The following is a 21,535-nucleotide window of genomic DNA, read 5'->3' on the forward strand; positions in this document are numbered from 1 at the left end:
CCGGCGAGGCTATGTATAGCCTCGCCGGCGACTGAGGCGAGAACGGGTGAAGGGCGGGGAGGGGCCGAGCCCCGCGCAGCGGCAGCCCAGCGGCACCAACCACACCCCACCCCGAACAGGAGCGCACAGCCATGGACGAGATCCTGCACCGCACCGACGCCGGCGTCAGCTGGATCACCCTCAACCGGCCCGACGCCATGAACGCCCTCACCCGGGACCAGCGCGAGCGCGTCATCTCGCTGCTCGACACCGCCTCCGGCGACCCCGGCATCCGCGCCGTCGTCGTCACCGCCACCGGCAAGGGCTTCTGCGCCGGCGCCGACCTCCGTAGCGGCAGCGGCAGCGGCAGCGGCACCGACACCGGCGAGCGCGTCGCCGGCGACGTGGCCCGCATGATCCGGCTCGGCGCGCAGCGCCTGATCACCGCGGTCCTCGACTGCGAGAAGCCCGTCATCGCCGCCGTCAACGGCACCGCCGCCGGCATCGGCGCCCACCTCGCCCTCGCCTGCGACCTCGTCATCGCCGCCGACACCGCCCGTTTCATCGAGGTGTTCGTCCGCCGCGGCCTCGTCCCCGACGGAGCCGGCGCCTACCTCCTGCCCCGCCTCCTCGGCCCCCAGAAGGCCAAGGAGCTGATGTTCTTCGGCGACGCCGTCCCCGCCGCGGAGGCGGCCCGGCTCGGGCTGGTCAACAAGGTGGTGCCCGCCGACGGGCTGGAGGCGGCCGCCCGCGAGTGGGCCGAGCGGCTCGCGCAGGGCCCCACCCGCGCCCTCGCGCTCACGAAGCAGCTGGTCAACGCCTCCCTCGACAGCGACCGCGCCACCGCGCTGGCCGCCGAGGCCACCGCCCAGGAGATCAACATGACCACCGCCGACGCGAACGAGGGCGTGGCGAGCTTCGTGGAGCGCCGCACCCCGAAGTACCTGGGCCGCTGACCCCCGAACGACTGAAATCGATCACCCGTGAGGCAGCAGTGATCAACTGACCGGACACCCCGCGCCCCATTCATGTGAATAGCTGACCGCATGGGTCCTACCTGGCGCGTGAAAACCCGTCTGCCGCGCACGCTTCCCGCACTGTGCGCGGCGGCGGCCTCCGTGTTCCTGTCCGCGGCAGCCGCCCGTGCGGCGGCCTCACCCGCCCCGGAGGAACCCGCCGACCTGACCGTCACGGCCGCCGTACGCCCGCAGCAGGCGACCCGCGCCACCGAGACGTACGACTACCTCGTGACGGTGACCAACCACGGGCCCTCCACCGCCCGGCAGGTCACCGTCACCGACCGCCTCCCCACCGCGCTGGAGTTCCTGGCCTCCCGCGACGGCTGCGCGGCCACGGCGACCGGCCGGACCGTGGTCTGCGGCCCCCTCCCCACCCTCGCCGTCGGCGCCTCGCACACCTGGGTGATCACGGTGCGGCTGGCGCCCGGCTACCGGGGCGAGGGCGGGGACATCGTCAACGAGGCCGCCGTCGAAGCCGGCACCACCGACCCCCACCCCGCGAACAACTCCACCTCCCTGACCGGCCTCGTCCTCCCGCCCAGCGCCCTCCTGGCCGACCTCTCCCTCACCAAGACGGCCGTACTCGCCAAGGGCCGCAAGGACGTGCGGCCGGGCGAGAAGTTCACGTACCTGATCAAGGTGCACAACGCGGGTCCGGCCACGGCCCGGCAGGTCGCGGTCACCGACCGGCTCCCGGACTCCCTCGCCCTGCTGTCCTCCCCGGACGACTGTGCGTCCGCCCCGGGTGAGGAGCCCCTCGTCCGGTGTCCCGCCTTCGACCGGCTCCCGCCCGGGGAGACGGCGGAGTTCCGGATCACCGTCCGCGCCCTGACCGGGGAGGAGGACCGGGCCAACCCGCCCGGCGGCCGCTGCACCGCGATCGAGAACACCGCCCGCGTCAGCTCCGCCGTGCGCGACCCGGACCCCTCCGACAACGCCAACGCCCCGGGCACGACCGGCCCGGACGGCGGCCGCCTCTGCCTGGTGCACGGCGCCCGTCCCGGCCGCGACCACCACGACCACCACGACCACCACGACCACCCCCGGAAGCCGGACCCCCACGAGGCCGAAGAGCCCGACCACGGCCGGCCCGCACCCCCGCCCCCGCCCGCACCCGCACCCGACCCCGGCGAGCTCGCCGACTGCGGCACCCGCCTCCCCCCGTGGCTCGCCGGCGCCTCCGCCGGACTGCTCGCCTGCGGCACCGCCCTCCGCGCCGCAGCGCGCCGCCGATGAGGACGCCCCGCCTGCTCGCAGCCGCCGCCCTGCTCTGCGCGGCCGCGCTCCTGACCCCCGCCCCCCACCCGGCGAAGGCCGAGGCCCGCCCCCGCGCGGCCCTGGCCTTCCCCGTGAACGAGACCTTCGACAGCTCCACCAACCTCGGCACCACCAGCGGCAACGCCTCCTACCCCACCGGCGGCGGCTGGCTGCGGCTGACGTCCGCGAGCAACAGCCAGGCCGGCACCTGGAAGATGAAGGACACCTTCTCCACCACCCTCGGCATCGTCGCCGAGTTCCGCTACGCCACCTACGGCGGCACCGCCTTCGAGGGCAAGCGCGGCGACGGCCTGTCCTTCTACCTCACCGACGGATCCGCCGCCGACGCCACCGGCCCCTCCGGCGGCAGCCTCGGCTACGCCTGCTCGGGCACGGCCAACCGCTGCGTGACCTCGGGCGTGCCCGGCGCGTACCTCGGCATCGGCCTCGACGAGTTCGGCAACTTCTCCTCCGGCTCCGTCGGCAACGGCGGCCCCGGCACCCAGGCCAACAAGATCGTGGTGCGCGGCGGCGGCAGCGGCACGACCGGCTACCGCTACGCCACGGCCGCCGACGGGCCCGGATCGACCGTCGAGACCGGCAGCCGCGCCAAGGAGCGCCGCGTACGCGTCTCGCTGCTGCCCAGCGGCGGCAAGATGCTGCTCTCGGTGTGGTCGGACAGCGGCCCGGACACCGCCCTCACCCAGCTGATCACCGACTACGACGTCACCGCGATCGCCAACCAGCCGGCCCTCCCGTCCACCCTCAAGGTGGGCTTCTCGGCCGGCACCGGCGGCGCGACGAACATCCACGAGATCGACGACCTGACCATCAACGTGCCCGCCGACCTGAGGGTGGTGAAGTCGACCGCCCAGTCGACGGTCCCGGCCGGCGCCCCGGTGACGTACACGGTCACCGTCTCCAACAGCCAGGCCAACGACGTCACGGGCGCCCTCGTACGCGACACCGTGCCGGGCCTCACCGACGTGACCTGGACCTGCAAGGCCGGCACCGGCGGCACCTGCGGCGCGGCCTCCGGCAGCGGCAGCACCCTCGACACGAAGGCCGACCTCAGACGCGGCGGCTCCGTCACCTACACGGTCACCGGCAACGCCCCCGCCCAGCCCGCCACCCTCACCAACACGGCAACGGTCACCGCCCCGGCCGACCGTACGGACACGAACCCGGCGGACAACACCTCCACCGCCTCCGACGTCACCGTCACGGCCCACGCCGACATCACCGCCGAGAAGGAGGGCGTCGGTGCCGGTCCGGTGGCCCCGGGCCAGGAGTTCGAGTACCGGATCACCACGCGCAACCTCGGCCCCTCCCACACGCAGACGGTCCTGATGTCCGACACCCTGCCGGACCCGCTGCGGTTCGTTTCCTCGGCGAGCGGCTGCACGGCCGCCGGGCAGCGGCTGTCCTGCCCGCCCCGGGGGCCGGTCAACGCCGGTACGAGCGCCTCGTGGACGGTGCGCGTACGGCTGGACCCGGCGTACACCGGCGACGGCTCCGACCTCGGCAACGTGGCGTCCGTCCGCCAGGGCCTGCCCGACCCCCGGCCGGAGAACAACACCAGCGCGGCGGCCGGACCGCCCGGCGGGCTCGCCCCGCCGCGGGCCGACCTGTCGCTCGCCAAGGCGGCGCAGGACCGTACGCCGGTCGCACCCGGGGAGACCTTCACGTACACGGTGACCGTCCGCAACGCGGGCCCGTCCACGGCCCGGAGGGTACGGGTCACCGACCCGCTGCCGACGGGCCTGGCGTTCGTCTCCTCGGGCGACGGCTGCACCGCCTCCGGACAGGAGGTGACCTGCGGGACGGAGCCGGCCGTGGACCCGGGCGGCAGCCGGGCGTGGACGTTCACGGTGCGGGTCGACCCGGCGTTCGCGGGCGACGGCACGGCCCTGCGCAACACCGCGACCGCCGTGTCGGACACCGCCGACCCGAACCCCGCCGACAACAGCGGCTCGGCCGGCACACCGGGCGGCCGGGTCCGCCCGCCGACCGCCGACATCGAACTGTCCAAGGCCGTACGCGCGGGCTGACCCCCGCCGGCCCCGCACCCCCGGATCTCCCGTACAGCGCTCTGTACGGTCTCTCACGCACGAAACGGAACGATGCGCGATGACGACGACCCCAGGCCGGCGGTCGGTGGCGCGGGCCCTGGCCCCGCTGCTCTGCGCGGCCGCACTGTGGGCCGCGCCGGCCCCCGCGACCGCACAGACCGCGACCGCACAGGCCGCGACCGCACGGCTCGGCCCGGCCGAGGTGACCACCCGCCTGGCGGTCACGAAGGCGGCCGAGGCCCCCGGTGACCTGATCACCTACACCCTCACCGCGAGGAACAAGGGCCCCTCGGTCGCCCGGAACGTGAAGGCCACCGACCGGCTGCCGGACGGGATCACCTTCGTCGACTCCTCCGACGGCTGCACGGCCGTCGACCAGACCGTCACCTGCGGGCCCGAACCGCAGCTGGCGGCCGGGCAGAGCCGCAGCTGGCGCTTCCACGCCCGGCTGAGCCCCTCGTACCAGGGCGACGGCTCCAACCTCGGCAACAGTGCCTCCGGCACGTCGGACGCCACCGACCCCGACCCGGGCAACAACAAGCCCGACCCGGTGCGGCCACCCGGTCCGTTCGACCCGGTCTCGGACCTGGCCACCGTCAAGACCCCGCTGGGGTCGGGGCCGACGGTCCCCGGGCAGGAGTTCGAGTACGAGATCCGTACGTCCAACAAGGGCCCCTCGGACGCGCGCAACGTGACGGTCACGGACGCCCTGCCCGACGGGCTGACCTTCGTCTCCTCCGCCGACCCGTGCGCGGCGTCCGGCCGGACGGTCACCTGCGGCCCGCTGGCCCGGATGATCCCCGGCGGGGACGTGGTGTGGACGTTCAAGGTGAAGCTGGACGCGGCCTACTCCGGTGACGGCGAGAACCTCCGCAACACGGCCACCTCCACCTCCGCGTCGAAGGACCCCGAGCCCGCCGACAACACCTCGCAGCCGGTGCTGCCGCCGGGCGGGGTGACCGAGCCGCAGGCCGACGTGTGGACGGTGAAGCGCACCGCGAACGACACGGTGATCGCCCCCGGGCAGACCTTCGAGTACGTGGTGACGGCGACCAACGACGGCCCGTCGCGCGCGGTGGACACCACGGTCACCGACAGGCTGCCGTCGCAGCTGGCGTTCGTGTCCTCGCCGTCGTCCGACGGCTGCCGGGCCACCGACGGCACGGTCACCTGCGGCCCGCAGGCCGTGCTGGAGCCGGGGGCGTCCCGGGCGTGGCGGTTCACGGTCCGCCTCGACAGCAACTACACCGGTGACGGCTCCGACATCCGCAACACGGCCACCGCCGCCGCGCGGACCAAGGACCCCAAGCCGGAGAACAACACGAGCAGCCCCGCCGGCCTGCCGGGCAGCCGCGTCAACAAGCCGACCGCGGACCTCGGGGTGCACAAGGAGGCCGTCGGCAGCACGCCGCCGGTCCCGGGCCAGACCTTCGACTACCGGATCCGGGTCAGCAACTACGGCCCGTCGGCGGACGCGTTCAACGTGAAGCTCACCGACAACCTGCCCGAGGGCCTGTCGTACGTGTCCTCCACGCCGTCCGGCTGCACCGCCGCCGGCCGTCTCGTCTCGTGCAAGCGGACCGCTCCGCTGAAGGTCGGCGAGACGGTCGAGTACCTGCTGACGGTGAAGATCGACCCCGGCTACAAGGGCACGGGCTCCGACCTGAAGAACACGGCCGAGGTCACGGCCGACAACATCGACCCGGCGTCGGAGAACGACAAGGGCACCGCGACCGTCCCCGGCGGTCACGTGGCGGAGCCGTCGGCCGACCTGGCCATCGTGAAGCGGGCGGTGCAGACCACGGCGATCGCCCCGGGCGAGACCTTCGACTACGCCCTGACAGTCACCAACAACGGCCCCTCGCAGGCCGACCAGGTCTCCGTCACCGACAGCCTGCCGACGGCGCTGAGCTTCGTCTCGGGTGACGCGACCTGCGTCTCGGGCCGGACGGTCACCTGCGGTCCGCTGGCCCACCTGGCCCCGGGCGCCTCGGTGACCTGGGTGATCAAGGTGAAGCTGGACCCGGAGTACACCGGCAACGGCACGGACATCCGCAACACGGCGACGGTGGACTCGCTGACCGCCGACCCGCGTCCGGCGAACAACACCAGCGCTGCGGCCGGCCCGCCCGCGGGCACGGTCAAGGAGCCGACGGCCGACCTGGAGGTGGGCAAGACGACTCCGTGAACCGGTCCGGCCGGCGGGGCGCACGCCCCGCCGGCCGGACCCGGCGCCCGTACCGCTACATCCGCGGGTCCGGCTTCAGCAGCGCGAACACCGCTCCGGCCGGGTCGGAGGCCCAGGCGATCCGGCCGACGTCGGGGACGTCGGCGGCCGGCATCAGCACCGCGCCGCCGTTGCCCTCGACGGCGGTGACGGTGGCGTCGACGTCCGCCACGTGGAAGTACGGCACCCAGCGCGGCACCATCGTCGAGGCGCCGCCCGCGCCCTCGCCCTGCGGGGCCACGCCGCCGAAGGAGCCGTCCTCCTGGTCGCCCTCGCCGATGCTGAGCACCCGGTACGTCATCCCCGGCGTCTCCATCTCGACGTACCGCCAGCCGAACACACCGGCGTAGAAGCGGATCGCGGCGACCGGGTCCGGGACGTGGAGCTCCGCCCACACCAGGGTGTTCACGTCGGAGGCCACCTCCAGCCCGCCGGTCTTGCCGGGCTGCCAGGACGCGAACTGGGCGCCCTGCGGGTCGGTGAACTGCGCCAGCCAGCCCTCGCCCATGACGTCCATGGGCTCCATGCGCACGGTCCCGCCCCCGGCCCGCACCGCCTCGGCCGTGGCCTGCATGTCGGCGCTCTGGAAGTGCACCATCCACGCCGACGTGGCGCCCTTCTCGGTGAGCGGGCCGAGCGCGGCCACGGTCTTCCCGCCGAGCTTGAAGAACCCGTACCCGCCCGCGTCGGGCCCGGCGGAGGCGAACTCCCAGCCGAAGACGGACCCGTAGAAGGCGGCGGCCGCGGCGGTGTCGGGGCTTCCGAGGTCGAGCCAGTTGGGCGATCCGGTACGGAAGGCGGTGCCGAGCATGGGGTCCTCCAGCGGGTGGGGCGACACGGTCGCTGGCCACCATGCCCACGCCCCGCGCGCGTGACGGCGTACGGGCGCCCGGGCCCCGGCGGATTCACCCGCCCGGGGGATGCCCGGCCGGTCCTCAGCCCGCGATGAGGAAGCCGGTGCCGAAGAGCAGCAGCACCAGCAGGAGGACCACGGTCACGGCGGCGCCCAGGGCGAGCGTCCGCGCCGGGCGCGTGTCCCGGGCCCGCGCGTACAGCGCGCCGCCGACCGGCAGCACCGCGAGGCCGCCGACCCACGCCCAGGTCGCCCCGAAGGGCAGCCCGTGCCGCCATCCCTCGGCCGCGTAGAGCGCCGCGAGGGCCGCGCCGAGCAGGACGGCCAGGGCCGGGGCGGGCAGGCGGGTGCGCCGGCCGAGGGCCCGGGCGGCGGCGGTGACGGGCAGCGCGAACAGCGCGGTGTGGAGCAGTCCCAGCAGCGGGAACAGCAGGGGGGCCACGCAGAACAGGACCATGACGCCGAAGGCCCCGCCGTTGGCGGACTCGTAGTCCGACTGCCGGAGGGAGAAGAACACGGAGGCCACCAGCAGCAGCAGCGGCTGCCCGGCCGCCAGGACCAGGGACCCGGGCAGCTCCCGGTTCCACACGCTCGCCGGCTCGCGGACCTGCGGCACCTGCCCGCGCACCCGTACCGCGTACGCCATCACGCCCCACCCACCCCATACTTGAACGTGTTCAATACGCTCGCACCCTACACCCGGCCCCGCCTCCAGCCCCACACCTCTTCCCATCTGACGCACCGTCAGCTTCAATCGGAAGGGTGATGGGACACGCAGGGATGGCGGCCACCGTCGTCCGATACCTCAGGTCAGCCGGCTCCCCCACCTCCGCCGGACACGTCGACGCTCTGCCCCGCCCCGACCTCCGGGCCGTCGGCGAGGACGAGCGCGCGCCCGTCAGCCCCGCCGAGTTCCGGGCCGTACTGGGCAACTTCGCGAGCGGGGTCACGGTCATCACCGCCCCGCCCGCCGAGGGCGAGGAGGGCCCGGCCGGCTTCGCCTGCCAGTCCTTCGCCTCGCTCTCCCTGGACCCGCCCCTGGTCACCTTCATGGTGGCCCGTACGTCGACCACCTGGCCGCGGATCGCCCGCGCCGGGGTGTTCTGCGTCAACATCCTCGGGGCCGAACAGGGCGAACTGTGCCGGGCCTTCGCGGTCAGCGGCGCCGACAAGTTCGCCGGGGTCCCCCACCGGCCCGCCCCCGCGACCGGCTCCCCGCAGCTGGACGACGTACCGGCCTGGATCGACTGCCGGATCCACGCCGTCCACACCGGCGGCGACCACCTCATCGTGGTCGGCCGCGTCGAGGCCATGGGCGCCGCCGGCGAGGGCGGGCCGCTCCTCTTCCACAAGGGCCGCTTCGCCCGCCTGGCCGACTGACTCCCCCGCCCCGACCGGCCGTTATCCTCCTGCGGTCGACATCAGGGCGGGGGGCCGCGGTGGGGAACACGTACGAGCCGGGGCGCACCCGGTGGACCGGCACCACCGGGTGGCTGATGCTGGGCAGCGCCGCGGCCGCGGTGCTGTGCGCCGTCGTCGGGGCGAGCCCGTACCCGCCGCTGACGGTGGAGGTGTGCCTGGCCGGCGCCTCCGCCCTCTTCGCCGCGTGCTGGGTGGCGGCCTCCCTCCACGCCCGCCGCGTCCCGCCCAAGGCCGACCTGCGCAAACGCCCGCCGGGACGGCCGCGCGGCCGCCTGCTGCGGATCCTGGTCGCCTTCGGGATCCCCCTCGCCACCTTCGCCGCGCTCGTCCTGTGCTTCACCGAGTCCGGCGAGGAGGGCAGGCGCGTCGAACGGCTGGAGCTGGCCGGGTACGACCGCCACGAGGCCCGCATCGTCCGGCTGGCCGGCGAACCGGTCCACCACCCGGCCACGGACGACGACGACGCTTACTACAGCACCGACGTGATCCTCAGCGTCCCCTACGACGACGGCCCCCGGGACGTCGCCGTCACGGGGGTGTCCACCTGGGAGCGCCCCGGGCCGGGCAGCACGGCCGAGGTCTTCTTCGCCCCCGGCCACCCCGAGGTCGGCGTGGGCACCTCGCCCGCCCGGGTGGGCGGCGAGCTGATCGCCGTGGTCTTCTTCATCGCCCTCGGGCCGTGGCCCTTCGTCGCGGGCGCCGCGATCAAGTCGTACATCGAACCGCGGGCCCTGGAGCGGATGCGCCGCTTCGACCCCGGCACGCACCTGCCCGCCCTCGGGCTGCTGCTCCTCGGCGCCCTCGCGCTGCTGCCGGTGGCCCTGGACGCGCCGGTGGCGGGCTTCACCCGCCTCTGGGCCCTCCTCGCGCTCCCCGCGCCCGCGCTGGCGCTGACCTGGATGGCCCGCCGCGCATAGTGCGGCGGGCCACCCCCTGCCACCCGGATCAGAAGGTGAGCACTCCGCGCGCGACCCGCCCGTGGTGGGCGTCGTCCACGGCCTTGGCGAAGTCCTCCACCGGGTAGACCTCGGTCACCAGCTCGTCCAGCAGCAGCTTCCCCTGCCGGTACAGCTCGGCGTAGAGGGCGATGTCGCGCTGCGGGCGGGAGGACCCGTACCGGCAGCCCATGATCGTCTTGTCCAGGTACATGGAGGACACCAGGAAGGACGCCTCCTCCTTGAAGCCCGGCACGCCGAGCAGCACCGCCTGCCCGTGCCGGTCGAGGAGGTCGACGGCCTGCCGGATCAGCCTGACGTTGCCGACGCACTCGAAGGCGTGGTCCGCGCCGGTCGGCAGGACCTCCCGGACCGCCGCCGAGGTGTCGTCCACGGCCGAGGCGTCCACGAAGTGGGTGGCGCCGAACTGCCGGGCCACCGCCTCCTTCGCCGGGTTCGCGTCCACGGCGACGATGACGGACGCGCCCGCGATCCGGGCGCCCTGGATGACGTTGAGCCCGATCCCGCCGGTGCCGATGACCACGACGGTCTCCCCGAGGCCCACCTTCGCCCGGTTCAGAACCGCTCCCACGCCCGTGAGCACCCCGCAGCCGATCAGGGCGGCCGAGGTCAGCGGCACGTCGTCCGGGATCTTCACCGCCTGCACGGCCTTGACGAGGGTCCGCTCCGCGAACGCCGAGTTCGAGGCGAACTGGAACAGCGGCTGCCCGGCCCGCGAGAAGGGCCGGTCCGGCATCCCGATGGCCTTGCGGCACATCGTCGGCCGGCCCCGGTCGCAGTCCGCGCAGGCCCCGCAGTTCGCGAGGGTCGACAGGGACACGTGGTCACCGGGCGCCACGTGCGTCACCCCGGCCCCCACCGCCTCGACCACGCCGGCGCCCTCGTGCCCGAGCACCACCGGCGGCGGGAACGGGATCGTCCCGTCGATCACCGACAGGTCGCTGTGGCACAGCCCGGCCGCCGCTATCGCGACCAGCACCTCCCCCGGCCCCGGGTCCCGGAGCTCCAGATCCCCGACCACCTGGGCCTGCTTGCCGTCGAACACGACGCCTCTCACCTGGGCTCCTTAGGCAGGCCGAGCACCCGCTCGGCGATGATGTTCCGCTGGATCTCGTCCGAGCCGCCGTAGATCGTGTCGGCCCGGGTGAACAGGAAGAGGCGCTGTTCCTCGTCGAGCCCGAGTTCGTACGGGTCCCCCTGCGCCCAGAACCCCGGCCCGGCCGCCGCGGCCGCGCCCCGGACCTGGACGGCCAGCTCCCCGAGCCGCCGGTGCCACCCGCCCCACAGCAGCTTCGCCACGCTGGGCGCGCCGGGGTCACCGGCCGCGCCGCCCAGGGTGCGCAGGGCGTTCCAGCGCATGGTGCGCAGCTCCGCCCACTGCCGTACGAGGCGTTCGCGCAGGACCGGGTCGGGCGTGCCGGAGGCCGCGTACGCCGTGACCACGCGCTCCAGTTCGGCGGCGAAGCCGATCTGCTGGACGAGGGTGGAGACGCCGCGTTCGAGGGCGAGCAGGCCCATGGCGACGGCCCAGCCGTTGCCCTCGCCGCCGACGACCTCGGAGGCGACGGCCCCGTCGAAGAAGACCTCGTTGAACTCCGCCGTCCCGGACATCTGCCGGATCGGGCGGACCTCGACGCGGCCGGGCTGGTCCATGCGTACGAGGAGGAAGGACAGCCCCCGGTGGCGGCGGGAGCCGGCCTCGGTGCGGGCCAGGACGAAGCACCAGTCGGCCTCGCGGGCCAGGGAGGTCCAGATCTTCTGCCCGGTGACGCGCAGCAGCCCGTCGGCGGTGTCGCGTACGGCGGCGGTGCGGACCCCGGCGAGGTCGGATCCGGCGTCCGGTTCGCTGTAGCCCTGGCACCACAGCTCCTCGCCGCGGGCGATCGCGGGCAGGAAGCGGTCCTTCTGCTCGCGGCTGCCGTAGGCGATCAGGGTGGGGGCGAGGAGGTTCTCCCCGATGTGGCCGACCCGGGCGGGGGCGCGCAGCGCCGCGTACTCCTCGGCCCACACCACCTGCCCGGTGAGGGAGAGCCGCCGGTTGCCGTAACCCTCCTCCTGCCAGCCCTGGCCGATCCAGCCGCCGCGGCCCAGCTCCCGTTCCCAGTCGCGGCGGGCCTCGACCCCCTCGTGTTCGCTGCCCGGTCCGCCGAGGCCGGCCGCCTGTGCGTACGGGCCGACGAGGTGCCCGGTGAGCCATGCGCGGGCACGGGCGCGCAGTTCCTCGTCCTCGGCCCCGAAGCTGAAGTCCACGGCGTGCTCCCTCAGGCGTTGGGCCGGTCCTTGGCGGCGGCGGCCTTGGCCATGGCGTCGAGCTGGGCGAGCATCGGCATCGGGTCGGTGCCGACGGTGCCGGGGAGGAAGTCGGCGATCCTCTCGGGGGTCCAGGCGCCCTCGGCGTAGCCGGCGCGGAGCTCGCGCGGCTGCGCCCAGACGGCGATCTTGGGGCCGGCGATCGTGTAGACCTGCCCGGTGATGTCCTCGGCCCTGGCGCGGTCGCTGAGCAGGTACGTCACGAGCGCGGCGACGTCCTCGGGGTCGCCGATCTCCTTGAGCTCCATCGGCACGTTGGCGGACATCCGGGTCCGGGCGACGGGTGCGACGGCGTTGGCGGTGACCCCGTACTTGTGGAGGCCGAGGGCGGCGCTGCGGACGAGGGAGATGATCCCGCCCTTGGCGGCGCTGTAGTTGGCCTGGGCCACGGATCCGGTGTGGTTGCCGCTGGTGAAGCCGATGAGCGTGCCGGAGCCCTGGCGGCGCATGACGGCGGAGGCGGCCCGGAAGACGGTGAAGGTCCCCTTCAGGTGCGTGGCGACGACGGGGTCCCACTCCTCCTCGGACATGTTGAAGAGCATCCGCTCGCGCAGGATGCCGGCGACGCAGACGACGCCGTCGACGCGCCCGTACTCGGCGAGGGCGGTGTCCACGATGCGCTGGCCGCCGGCCATGGTGGAGATGTCGTCGGCGACGGCGACGGCCTCGCCGCCGGCGGCCTGGATCTCCTTGACCACGTTCTCCGCGATCTCGCTGGTGGGCTCGCCGCCCTCGATCCCGACCCCGTAGTCGTTGACGACGACCTTGGCGCCCTCGGCGGCGGCGGCGAGCGCCACCGCCCGGCCGATGCCCCGGCCCGCGCCGGTGACGGCGACCACCTTTCCTGCCAAGAAGTTCCCCACGGCCGACCCCTTCCCCTGTTTTCTGACGGACCGTTAGATTCTATGACCAGTCAGATCCCTTCACACAAGCCCTGAGCAAGCCCCGAGCCCTAGGAGCTGATGGCCGGTGTCCCTCCCTCCCGAGTTCCACGAGATCGCCAAGCGGATCAACAACTGGGGCCGCTGGGGCGCCGACGACGAGATCGGCACCCTGAACCTGATCACCGACGAGGTCGTCCGGGCGGCGGCGACGGAGATCCGCACGGGCCGCCGGATCCCCCTGGCCCTCCCCCTCAAGGAGGACGGGGTGCAGTCCGGGATGATCCCGGGCCGGGTCAACCCCTTCCACACCATGGTGCAGATCAACCAGGAGCTCTTCGGCCCGGGCACGGTGGCGTGCTCCGACGACGCCGTGACGATGGGCCTCCAGTCGGCCACCCACTGGGACGCCCTCACGCACGTCTCGCACTCGGGCCGCATCTACAACGGCCGCCCGGCGTCGACGATCACCGCGCACGGGCGGGCGGAGTTCAGCGGCATCGACAAGGCCCGGCACATCGTCTCGCGCGGGGTCCTGCTGGACGTGGCCCGCGCCAAGGGCCTGGACCGGCTCCCGGGGGACCACGCGGTCACCCCCGGGGACCTGGCGGAGGCGGAGGAGTTCGGCCGCGTCACGGTCCGCGCGGGCGACGTCGTACTCGTCCGCACCGGCCAGATCCAGGCCTACCTGGCGGGCGACAAGCACGGCTACGGCTACCCGTCCCCGGGCCTCTCCATCCACACCCCGGAGTGGTTCCACGCCCGGGACGTGGCGGCCGTCGCGAACGACACCCTGACCTTCGAGATCTTCCCGCCGGAGATCGAGAACCTGTGGCTGCCGGTGCACGCGCTGGACCTGGTCGAGATGGGCATGCACCAGGGCCAGAACTGGAACCTGGAGGAACTGTCCACAGCCTGTGCGGAAGCCGGCCGCCACTCCTTCCTCCTCTCGGCGATGCCGGAACCCTTCGTAGGCGGCACGGGCACCCCGGTGGCCCCGGTGGCGGTGCTCTGAGCCCCCCGGACGCGTCGGGTCGAGCGATCCTCGACCAAGCGGGTTGACCTCAAGCGGACTTGGGGTCCTACGGTCGTAGGCATGACCACAAAGACCCAGCTCACCGCCACCCCTGCCGCCCCCGCCGACCCCGCCGCCACCGACGAGATGCTGCCCAGCCAGCCCATCGGGTACTGGAGCGGGGTCGCCCACCGGGCCGTGATCGGGCACATCCGGGACGCGATGGCCCGGGTCGACGTCACCCAGCCCCAGTGGTGGACGCTCAACCGCGTCCAGCGGGCCGGCGGGCCGCTCCCCCGCGAGACCGTCCTCGCGGACCTGGCGGAGTTCGCGGAGTCCCCGCACGAGGTCCCGCGCGCGGTCGACCAGCTGATCCACCGCGGCTGGCTGGACAGCTACGGCAACGGCGAGCTGCTGACCGTCAGCGACACCGGACGCGAGGCCATCGAGCGGATCCGCGAGCTGGTCACCGGCCTCCGCGCGGAGATCCACGAGGGCATCACCGACGAGGAGTACGTCGCCGCACTGCGGGTGCTCCGCCGAATGGCCGACAACGTCAAGGCCGCGGCGCGCTAGGTGTATTGATCACGAGCGTTGTTGACACTGGTTTGGTCTTGAACATGGCGAAGACCTCCGGTGTGGTGGGAGCTGTCTAGGAACTCACCGCACGGAGGTCTTCGTGCCCCACCGTAATGCCCGGCTGACCGTCTTCGGTAGGAGACTGCTGGTCGAACGTGTCTGCTCAGGCCGTCCGGTTGCTCATGTGGCGGCCGAGATGGGGATCTCCCGGGCCACCGCCCACAAATGGATCCGCCGGTGGCGGACCGAGGGCGAGGCGGGCCTGCACGACCGGTCGAGCCGGCCTCTCACCACCCCGCACCGGACCGCCTCCGCGATGGAAGATCGGGTCTGCGAGCTGCGGCGGACCCGCAAGCTCGGCCCGGCCCGGATCGGCCCGATCCTGGGCCTGCACACCTCGACCGTGCACCGGATCCTGACCCGCCGCCGGCTGAACCGGCTGGCCTGGATCGACCGGCCGACCGGAGTCGTGATCCGCCGTTACGAGCGTGAGCGACCGGGCGAGCTGATCCACGTGGACGTGAAGAAGCTCGGCCGGATTCCCGACGGCGGCGGCCACAAGACCAACGGCCGCCAGGCCGGCCGCCCGATCCGCGGCATGGGCTTCGACTACGTCCACTCCGCCGTCGACGACCACTCCCGCCTCGCCTACAGCGAGATCCACCCGGACGAGAAGGTCGCGACCTGCGCGGGCTTCCTGACCCGCGCGGCCGCGTTCTTCCAGGCCCAGGGCATCGACCGCATCGAGCGGGTCCTGACCGACAACGCCTGGGCCTATCGCAAGGGCCTGGCCTGGAAGGCCGCCCTCGCGGAACTCGGCGCGACCGGCAAGCTGACCCAGGCCTACCGGCCGCAGACCAACGGCAAAGTCGAACGCTTCAACCGCACCCTCCTCGACGAGTGGGCCTACCTGCGGCCCTACACCTCGAACACCGAGCGGACAGCGGCCCTGGCAGACTTCCTCCACACCTACAACCACCACCGCTGCCACACCGCACTCAACGGCAACCCACCCATCAGCCGCGTGAACAACGCTCCGGGTCAATACAGCTAGGCCCTGCCGACCGCCCCACCCCGCGCCGACGGCCACCCGCTCCGTCCTCATCACGCCAAGCCACCCCAAACGCAACGGACGGTGACGAAACACCCCGCCCGGCCAGGGGGAACGATGCATGGACCACGCATCAGTTCGGAAACCCCCGGGACTCCTGAGACACACGCACACCCGAGGTATCGCGACAAGAGCCGCAACCCGGCCGAATCCCCCCTTCATGCCCAGACCCGACTTCGGAACGATGAGTCCCGCGACTCAGCGACCGCCGTCACGAGCGGCGACCGCCCGGCTGCCGAAGCAGAAGAAGGGGAACACCCATGTCACCGCGCAAGATCCTCGCGACGATGACCGCCACCGCGGCCCTGATAGCGGGCCCGGTACTGACCGCCGAAGCCTCGACGACCACCGCCTTCTCCCAGCAGACCCGCGCCGCCGGCCTCACGGCCGCGCAGACCGCCGAACTCCGGCAGCAGGTGGACGCGTTACTCGCCGCCGAGCCGGGGGCCCGCCAGGTCTCCGCGAACAAGCTGTCCACCGCCGGCGGCAGCGTGGTGCTGCGGGCCCCGGGCCAGACCGAGACCCGCGACCTGGCCGCGCCGGACGCTGCACTGGCCTGCGGCAACGGCCACCTGTGCATCACGGACGGCAACGGCAACAACTACGACTACTACCGCTGCGGCTACTACGACTTCAACGGCGTCGGCAACGGCACGTTCAACAACAACCAGACCCCCGGCACCCGCGCCCGCTTCTACAACAGCGACGGCAGCGAGCGCTGGTCGAACGTGGCCAAGGACACCGGCACCGCGAACTGGACCCCGGTCTTCCACATCCGCCCCTGCTGAGCCGCTCCGCGCCGACGAGGCCGCCCGATCCCGCCCGCGGGCCCGGGCGGCCTCACCCGCTTTCCGCCGCCGCGAAGCCGAACCACACCACCTTGACGCAGTCCCCCTGAGCCACGGCCGCCCAGTCGTCGGCGGTGGCGGCGACGAGCGCGAGGCCCCGCCCGTGGGTGGCCATCACCCCGCGGCTGCGGCCCTGCTCGGGCCACCGCTCGGGCGCGCAGTCGTAGACGTAGACGGTGACCCGCCCCCCGAGCAGGGCCACCTCGACGGCGATCTCGGGGGAGTCGGTGTGCCGGTGCGCGTTGGTCACCACCTCGGACACGCAGAGCCGAGCCCGCTCCCCCACCTCCGCCCCGCAACCGGCACTCCGCAACACGGCCACGACCCAGTCCCGGGCCACCCGCACGGCCTCGGCCCGACTGGGCGCGACCATCCGGTAGGTGAGTCCACCCTCCGGTACGGCGCTGATGCTCATGACACTCCTCCCGATGCGGTACGAGTTCACGCTCCCCGTCTGCCCGGCATGCCGTGGCGATGGCCGCCCGAGGCGCATGCCGGCGGCTGCACTTCGGTCTTGGTTGCCGTGCGACGTGGTGCGGGCACCGACTGTAGCCACTCCGTCATACGGTTGCTACGCAAACCGTAAAACTGAAGCGACAGGTGGACCCCGCTCCCGGCCACAGGCCAAGATGAGAGCCGACAGGAGGGGACGCCGATGCCGCCAAGGAAGGCTCCGACCGCCCGACAGCGCCGAGTGGGCAGCGAGCTCCGCAAGATCCGGGAACAGGCCGGCATCTCGATGACCGAGGCCGCGTCCCAACTGAGCACCGACCGGACCAACATGAGCAACGTCGAGAGCGGGCGCTTCGGCGTCAGCAGCGACCGCGTGCGCACCTGGGCGAGGCACTACGGCTGCCCGGACACCGCCTACGTGGAAGCCCTGGCGGCCATGGCCGACGAACGCGGCCGGGGTTGGTGGGACGACTACCGCGACGAACTCCCGGCGAGCCTGCTCGACCTGTGCGAGCTGGAACACCACGCCGCTGCCCTCCGCAGCGTGCAAATCATGCACATGCCCGGGCTGTTGCAGACCGAGGACTACGCCCGCGCCGTCTTCGAGGAAGCCGTGCCGCCCCTGCACCCTCAGGACCTGCGGCGATACCTCTCACTGCGGATGCGCCGCCGGGACGTGCTCGACCGCAAGGACGCACCGGCGTTCACCTTCCTCATCCACGAGGCCGCCCTGCGGATGCGGTTCGGCGGCCGCAGGGTCACGTCCAGCCAGCTCGACTACCTGCTGAAGCAGTCCGAGCGGGACAACCTGACCGTCCGGGTCATCCCCTTCGAAGCCGGCGGCTTCCCCAACGCCGGGGGCCCGACGCTCTACGCCTACGGTCCGGTTCCGCAGCTGGACACCGTCCAGACCGACATCCCCACCGGAAGCGTGCTGCTCGACGCCGAGACACGGCTCGCCAACTACCGGGCGGTCCTGGACCGGACCGAGGAGCGGGCACTCGACCCCGAACGGTCTCGCGATTTCATCCGCGAGATGGCGCAACAACTGTGAAGGCGTGAGAACAGTGGAAATTCAGTGGCGCAAATCCTCCATGTCCGCGGACACGGGGAACTGTCTGGAAGTGGCGGTGCAGGATGGCGAGATCCTCATCCGCGAGAGCGATGACCCCGGCGTCGTGATCAGGACGTCCCGAGCGAAGCTCAGGGCATTCATCGACGGGGCCTCCGCAGGCGAGTTCGACGACCTCGCCTGAGCCTCCCGACCCACCCGCCGGCCCCCCGCCCGCCACGGGCAGGGGGCCGGCCCGCATACGCCGTATCACCCGTTAGACGTCAAACGGTTGCTACGCCTCCGCGTCCAGGGCTACCGTCGAAGCGCGACGGCCGGGCTCGCCCCTGGCCGCCGCAACTCCCTCTTGCACTGCGCCAGTTCGAGGGAGTGACCCGTCGCCCCTTCCCACCGCTCGTCACGGTCCGGAGGGGGCGACCCTCAGCGACGGCAGGAGAGCCGTACATGCCCGCGCAACCCCTCCCCCTGGACCACACCGTGGCCATCCGCACCGGGTACTGGTTCGAGGCCCTCTGCTACCGCGACGCCCGCGACCGGCCACCCGAACTCCTCGACCGCGCCATGCTGGACACCCCCGAAGAGGCCGTCCGCCTCATCCGCCTCCAGATCCGCACCGCGCACCCCTTCGCCCTCTCCCCCGCAGAAGTGCACCGCGCCCTGACCTGGGCCGACGGCGGCGGCCGCATCCACGCCCTGGCCGCCCTCCACCGCGGCGAAACCGCCGGCTTCAGCATCGTCCTGCGCGGCGGCCTACGCCCCGAATGGCGCGTCCGGCCCGTCGACTACCTCTCCCTCACCCCGACCCCCACGGGAACCATTCGCATTTGTGTTCGCGTCACTTGACGGGTAGACAAGAATGCTCGCGAACACAGCTCGACCTCGGGGGGCTGGTCAGAAGTGACCGACCACGTACCGATCAATCCGTGCACGATCCCGCAGTTCACGGGTGACCTGGACGCGCTGGAGCAGGACCACGCGGCGATCACGGCGGCCGCGGGCACGTTCCGCACGGCCGGCGCGAACGTCGACTCCGAGTTCCAGGGCCTCTCGGCCTTCTACACCGCTCCCGAGGCGGCGCAGCTGTTCGCCACCACGAAGCCGGTGAAGACGGACAGCGACTTCTTCGCCGACCAGCTCGAATCGGCGGCGAAGGCGCTGGGCGAGTACGTCACCGAGGCCCGCCCGATCGTGGCGCGCCTGAAGGCGCTGCAGGCGAAGGCGACGACGTTCACCAACAAGATCGCCGGGGACGCGCACTGGAAGGACGACGGGAAGAAGACCGACGAGAACAACGACCTCATCCACGACGTCAACGCGGCGTGTGAGGCGTTCTGGGCGGCGGAGCGGACCTGCGCGAACAAGATCCGCGCCCTGTACTGCGCCCCGCCGCTGACCGTCAACGACGGTTCCAACGGCGCGAACATGTACGGCTACAAGGCCGATGACCTGAACAAGGTCCAGGACCTGCCGTGGGGTTCGCAGCTGGAGGAGACCCACCGGGCGTGGGAGGTCGGCTACTGGGTCAAGTCCTTCGTGTGGGACGGGATCATCGTCGACGGGATCTGGGGCACCATCCGCGGCCTGGGCACGCTCGTCGGAGTCGACGGCTGGGACGCGGCCGGCCAGGCCTGGACCGGCCTGGCCAAGCTCGCCACCGGCCTGGCCATCACCTCCATCCCCGGTGTCGGCACCGCCTTCTGGATGGCGGACGACAAGCAGCTGCCGGGCTGGCTGAAGGACTCGCGCACGGCGATGAAGGAGACCGGCAAGGCGCTGGTCGCGTGGGACGAGTGGGGCAAGAACCCCGCCCGCGCGGCAGGCGCGGTCACCTTCAACGTCCTGACTACGGTCTTCACCGGCGGCGCCGGCACGGCCGCGAAGACGGGCGGGATCGCGAAGGTCCTCTCCGTCGCCGGGAAGGCCGGCAAGATCATCGACCCGATCACCTACATCGGCAAGGCCGGCTCCCTCGCCAAGCTGAAGATCGGCGACCTGTTCGCGAACCTCGGCAAGGTCGACGGCGCGTTCCCGAAGCTCGACGACGTGGTCTGGAAGGACCTCCCCAAGGCCGACGCGCCGGGCATCAAGTTCCCGCACCCGGACGACACCGTCCGCCTGCCCGACGACGCCCTCGGCCGTCCCCAGTACTTCGACAAGACCACCAACCAGCTCCTGGACCACAAGGGCCTCCCGAAGCAGGACCTCACCTCGGTCCCCAAGGGCCCCGACCACCCCCTCGCCGAGGTCCCGAAGAAGCAGGAAGTCACCGTCGGCGGCCCGGCCCACCAGGTCGACGCCACCACCCACACCCCGGGCGGCACCGCGTCCCACACCCCGGGCGGCACCGCCGACAACATGCCGCACAACAGCCACACCGAACCCGGCGGCAACGGTGGCACGGGCAGCCACGGCGGCACCGACACCACCCCCACCGGCGGCGGAGCAACACACGCGGATACCCCTTCCACAGGCGGCGGCCACGGCGACGGCCCCTCCACAGGCGGCGGCCACGGCGACGGCCCCACCGTCCCGCACCAGGGCGACGGCGTGCCCGGCCACGGCGGACGGCCCGAGCTTCCCCCGCACCGGGAGAACGCCCACAAGTACACGGACGCCGAGAAGCGGCAGATCATGGAGTACCAGGTCCACCGGGCGAACGACCCGACGGACACCTACTTCAAGAAGTACTACAACAAGCTCGGCTACCGCCTGCGGGCCGACGTGCCCGACCACACCGGCCTGGTGCCGCCGCAGCTCGTGGAGACCGCTCCCGACGTCTGGGTGCCGAAGTCCGACATTCCGCCGCCGGTGCCGCCGGACTACCTGGGCAAGGCCGACTCGGTCAGCCACAAGGACGTCTCCGTCACCAAGGAGATGCGGGACTCGCTCGATCAGGCCGCGAAGGAGCGTCAGGACGCCATCACCGCCGACAAGGGGCCCCACGACGCCTACGGCGACGCCAAAACGGCGCACAAGAACAACCCCACGGCGGAAACCCAGGCGGCGCTCGACGCGGCCAAGGCGAAGCACGCACCGTTCCACGAGGCCCTTTCCAAGAAGAGCGAGGCCTACGGCGAGGCCATAGCCAGGGAACACGCGATACCGAAGGAGTTCCCCGGGGCCAAGGAAGAGAAGCTGCACGGCCCCGACAACGGGAACGACCAGTTCGACCAGGTCTACAAGCACGGTGACCGGTACGTCGTGGTCGAGGCGAAGAGCCACGTCACCACGGACCTGGGCGAACGACGGATCGGCGGTAAACGCGTCTCGCAGGGAACCCGTGAGTACTTCGAGGACATCCTCAAGCAAATGAAGAAGCGCGGAAGAGACATCCAAAGCGAAAAGGACCTGTATGAAGCCCTCAAGGCGGCACTGAAGGCGGATCCCCCGCGGATCGACTACGTCGTCGTCAAGGGAGCCGATAACACAGGAACTTACGCCGGATACACTATTCGCCGTTTCGACCTCACCAAATGACAGG

20 protein-coding genes are annotated in these 21,535 nt (G+C 72.5%); 14 read left to right on the forward strand and 6 right to left on the reverse strand.

The genetic code is table 11. The features are described from left to right. The first annotated feature begins 131 nt into the window (after positions 1-131). The 4 genes from ACQKM2_RS30795 to ACQKM2_RS30810 all read left to right on the forward strand — a co-directional run bounded on the left by ACQKM2_RS30795 (position 132) and on the right by ACQKM2_RS30810 (position 6,515). Positions 132-935, forward strand: a complete 804-nt coding sequence (locus ACQKM2_RS30795; protein WP_427715461.1) for an enoyl-CoA hydratase/isomerase family protein — start codon at positions 132-134, stop codon at positions 933-935. 108 nt (positions 936-1,043) lie between these two features. After that, positions 1,044-2,234, forward strand: coding sequence for a DUF11 domain-containing protein (locus tag ACQKM2_RS30800; RefSeq protein ID WP_427715464.1), 1,191 nt, complete (start codon positions 1,044-1,046; stop codon positions 2,232-2,234). Beyond that, a complete protein-coding gene (locus ACQKM2_RS30805; protein WP_427715467.1) occupies positions 2,231-4,306 on the forward strand; it encodes a lectin-like domain-containing protein in 2,076 nt (691 codons plus the stop codon). Before ACQKM2_RS30800 ends, ACQKM2_RS30805 begins: the two co-directional genes overlap by 4 nt. Before the next feature lie 79 nt (positions 4,307-4,385). After that, a complete protein-coding gene (locus tag ACQKM2_RS30810; protein ID WP_427715470.1) occupies positions 4,386-6,515 on the forward strand; it encodes a DUF11 domain-containing protein in 2,130 nt (709 codons plus the stop codon). Between the two features lie 55 nt (positions 6,516-6,570). On the opposite strand, the gene ACQKM2_RS30815 is transcribed toward ACQKM2_RS30810, so the two are convergent. After that, positions 6,571-7,365, reverse strand: coding sequence for a VOC family protein (locus ACQKM2_RS30815; RefSeq protein ID WP_427715594.1), 795 nt, complete (start codon positions 7,363-7,365; stop codon positions 6,571-6,573). A 124-nt stretch (positions 7,366-7,489) separates the two neighbouring features. Further along, entirely contained in the window at positions 7,490-8,053 is a 564-nt protein-coding gene (locus ACQKM2_RS30820; RefSeq protein ID WP_427715472.1) for a hypothetical protein, read from the reverse strand. A gap of 119 nt (positions 8,054-8,172) precedes the next feature. Here ACQKM2_RS30820 and ACQKM2_RS30825 point away from each other — a divergent pair, with 119 nt between their 5' ends. Then, positions 8,173-8,787: a flavin reductase family protein gene (locus ACQKM2_RS30825; protein ID WP_427715595.1), complete on the forward strand. Its 615-nt coding sequence runs from the start codon at positions 8,173-8,175 to the stop codon at positions 8,785-8,787. A 59-nt stretch (positions 8,788-8,846) separates the two neighbouring features. Beyond that, positions 8,847-9,746 (forward strand): hypothetical protein, encoded by a 900-nt coding sequence (locus ACQKM2_RS30830; protein ID WP_427715475.1) that lies wholly within the window; start codon positions 8,847-8,849, stop codon positions 9,744-9,746. 28 nt (positions 9,747-9,774) lie between these two features. Here the strand turns inward: ACQKM2_RS30830 and ACQKM2_RS30835 are convergent, their stop codons facing one another. The 3 genes from ACQKM2_RS30835 to ACQKM2_RS30845 are packed head-to-tail and all read right to left on the reverse strand — an operon-like array spanning position 9,775 to position 12,958. Further along, positions 9,775-10,842 (reverse strand): Zn-dependent alcohol dehydrogenase, encoded by a 1,068-nt coding sequence (locus ACQKM2_RS30835; RefSeq protein ID WP_427715477.1) that lies wholly within the window; start codon positions 10,840-10,842, stop codon positions 9,775-9,777. Further along, positions 10,839-12,035 (reverse strand): acyl-CoA dehydrogenase family protein, encoded by a 1,197-nt coding sequence (locus tag ACQKM2_RS30840; protein ID WP_427715480.1) that lies wholly within the window; start codon positions 12,033-12,035, stop codon positions 10,839-10,841. Before ACQKM2_RS30840 ends, ACQKM2_RS30835 begins: the two co-directional genes overlap by 4 nt. 11 nt (positions 12,036-12,046) lie before the next feature. Next, complete coding sequence (locus tag ACQKM2_RS30845) at positions 12,047-12,958, reverse strand: SDR family NAD(P)-dependent oxidoreductase (RefSeq protein WP_427715482.1); 912 nt, start codon at positions 12,956-12,958, stop codon at positions 12,047-12,049. 106 nt (positions 12,959-13,064) lie between these two features. Here ACQKM2_RS30845 and ACQKM2_RS30850 point away from each other — a divergent pair, with 106 nt between their 5' ends. From ACQKM2_RS30850 to ACQKM2_RS30865, 4 genes are all read left to right on the forward strand, one after another. Further along, positions 13,065-13,991: a cyclase family protein gene (locus ACQKM2_RS30850; RefSeq protein WP_427715484.1), complete on the forward strand. Its 927-nt coding sequence runs from the start codon at positions 13,065-13,067 to the stop codon at positions 13,989-13,991. Between the two features lie 81 nt (positions 13,992-14,072). Further along, on the forward strand, positions 14,073-14,567 hold the full coding sequence (locus tag ACQKM2_RS30855) for a MarR family winged helix-turn-helix transcriptional regulator (protein WP_427715487.1): 495 nt from the start codon (positions 14,073-14,075) through the stop codon (positions 14,565-14,567). Positions 14,568-14,670: 103 nt separating this feature from the next. Continuing rightward, the gene (locus ACQKM2_RS30860; protein ID WP_427715490.1) at positions 14,671-15,624 is read left to right on the forward strand and encodes an IS481 family transposase; all 954 of its coding nucleotides are present in this window, start codon (positions 14,671-14,673) and stop codon (positions 15,622-15,624) included. Positions 15,625-15,941: 317 nt separating this feature from the next. Beyond that, positions 15,942-16,469, forward strand: coding sequence for a hypothetical protein (locus ACQKM2_RS30865; RefSeq protein WP_427715493.1), 528 nt, complete (start codon positions 15,942-15,944; stop codon positions 16,467-16,469). Between the two features lie 52 nt (positions 16,470-16,521). Here the strand turns inward: ACQKM2_RS30865 and ACQKM2_RS30870 are convergent, their stop codons facing one another. Continuing rightward, complete coding sequence (locus ACQKM2_RS30870) at positions 16,522-16,944, reverse strand: ATP-binding protein (RefSeq protein WP_427715496.1); 423 nt, start codon at positions 16,942-16,944, stop codon at positions 16,522-16,524. Between the two features lie 240 nt (positions 16,945-17,184). Between ACQKM2_RS30870 and ACQKM2_RS30875 the strand changes: the two genes are divergently transcribed. The 4 genes from ACQKM2_RS30875 to ACQKM2_RS30890 all read left to right on the forward strand — a co-directional run bounded on the left by ACQKM2_RS30875 (position 17,185) and on the right by ACQKM2_RS30890 (position 21,531). Continuing rightward, positions 17,185-18,036: a Scr1 family TA system antitoxin-like transcriptional regulator gene (locus ACQKM2_RS30875; RefSeq protein WP_427715499.1), complete on the forward strand. Its 852-nt coding sequence runs from the start codon at positions 17,185-17,187 to the stop codon at positions 18,034-18,036. A 4-nt stretch (positions 18,037-18,040) separates the two neighbouring features. Next, entirely contained in the window at positions 18,041-18,238 is a 198-nt protein-coding gene (locus tag ACQKM2_RS30880) for a DUF397 domain-containing protein (RefSeq protein ID WP_427715502.1), read from the forward strand. A 260-nt stretch (positions 18,239-18,498) separates the two neighbouring features. Continuing rightward, positions 18,499-18,897, forward strand: a complete 399-nt coding sequence (locus ACQKM2_RS30885) for a hypothetical protein (protein WP_427715504.1) — start codon at positions 18,499-18,501, stop codon at positions 18,895-18,897. Positions 18,898-18,951: 54 nt separating this feature from the next. Further along, entirely contained in the window at positions 18,952-21,531 is a 2,580-nt protein-coding gene (locus ACQKM2_RS30890; protein ID WP_427715506.1) for a hypothetical protein, read from the forward strand. Positions 21,532-21,535: the final 4 nt, after the last annotated feature.

The organism is Streptomyces sp. NPDC004126 (genome assembly GCF_050275515.1).
Taxonomy (GTDB): Bacteria; Actinomycetota; Actinomycetes; order Streptomycetales; family Streptomycetaceae; genus Streptomyces.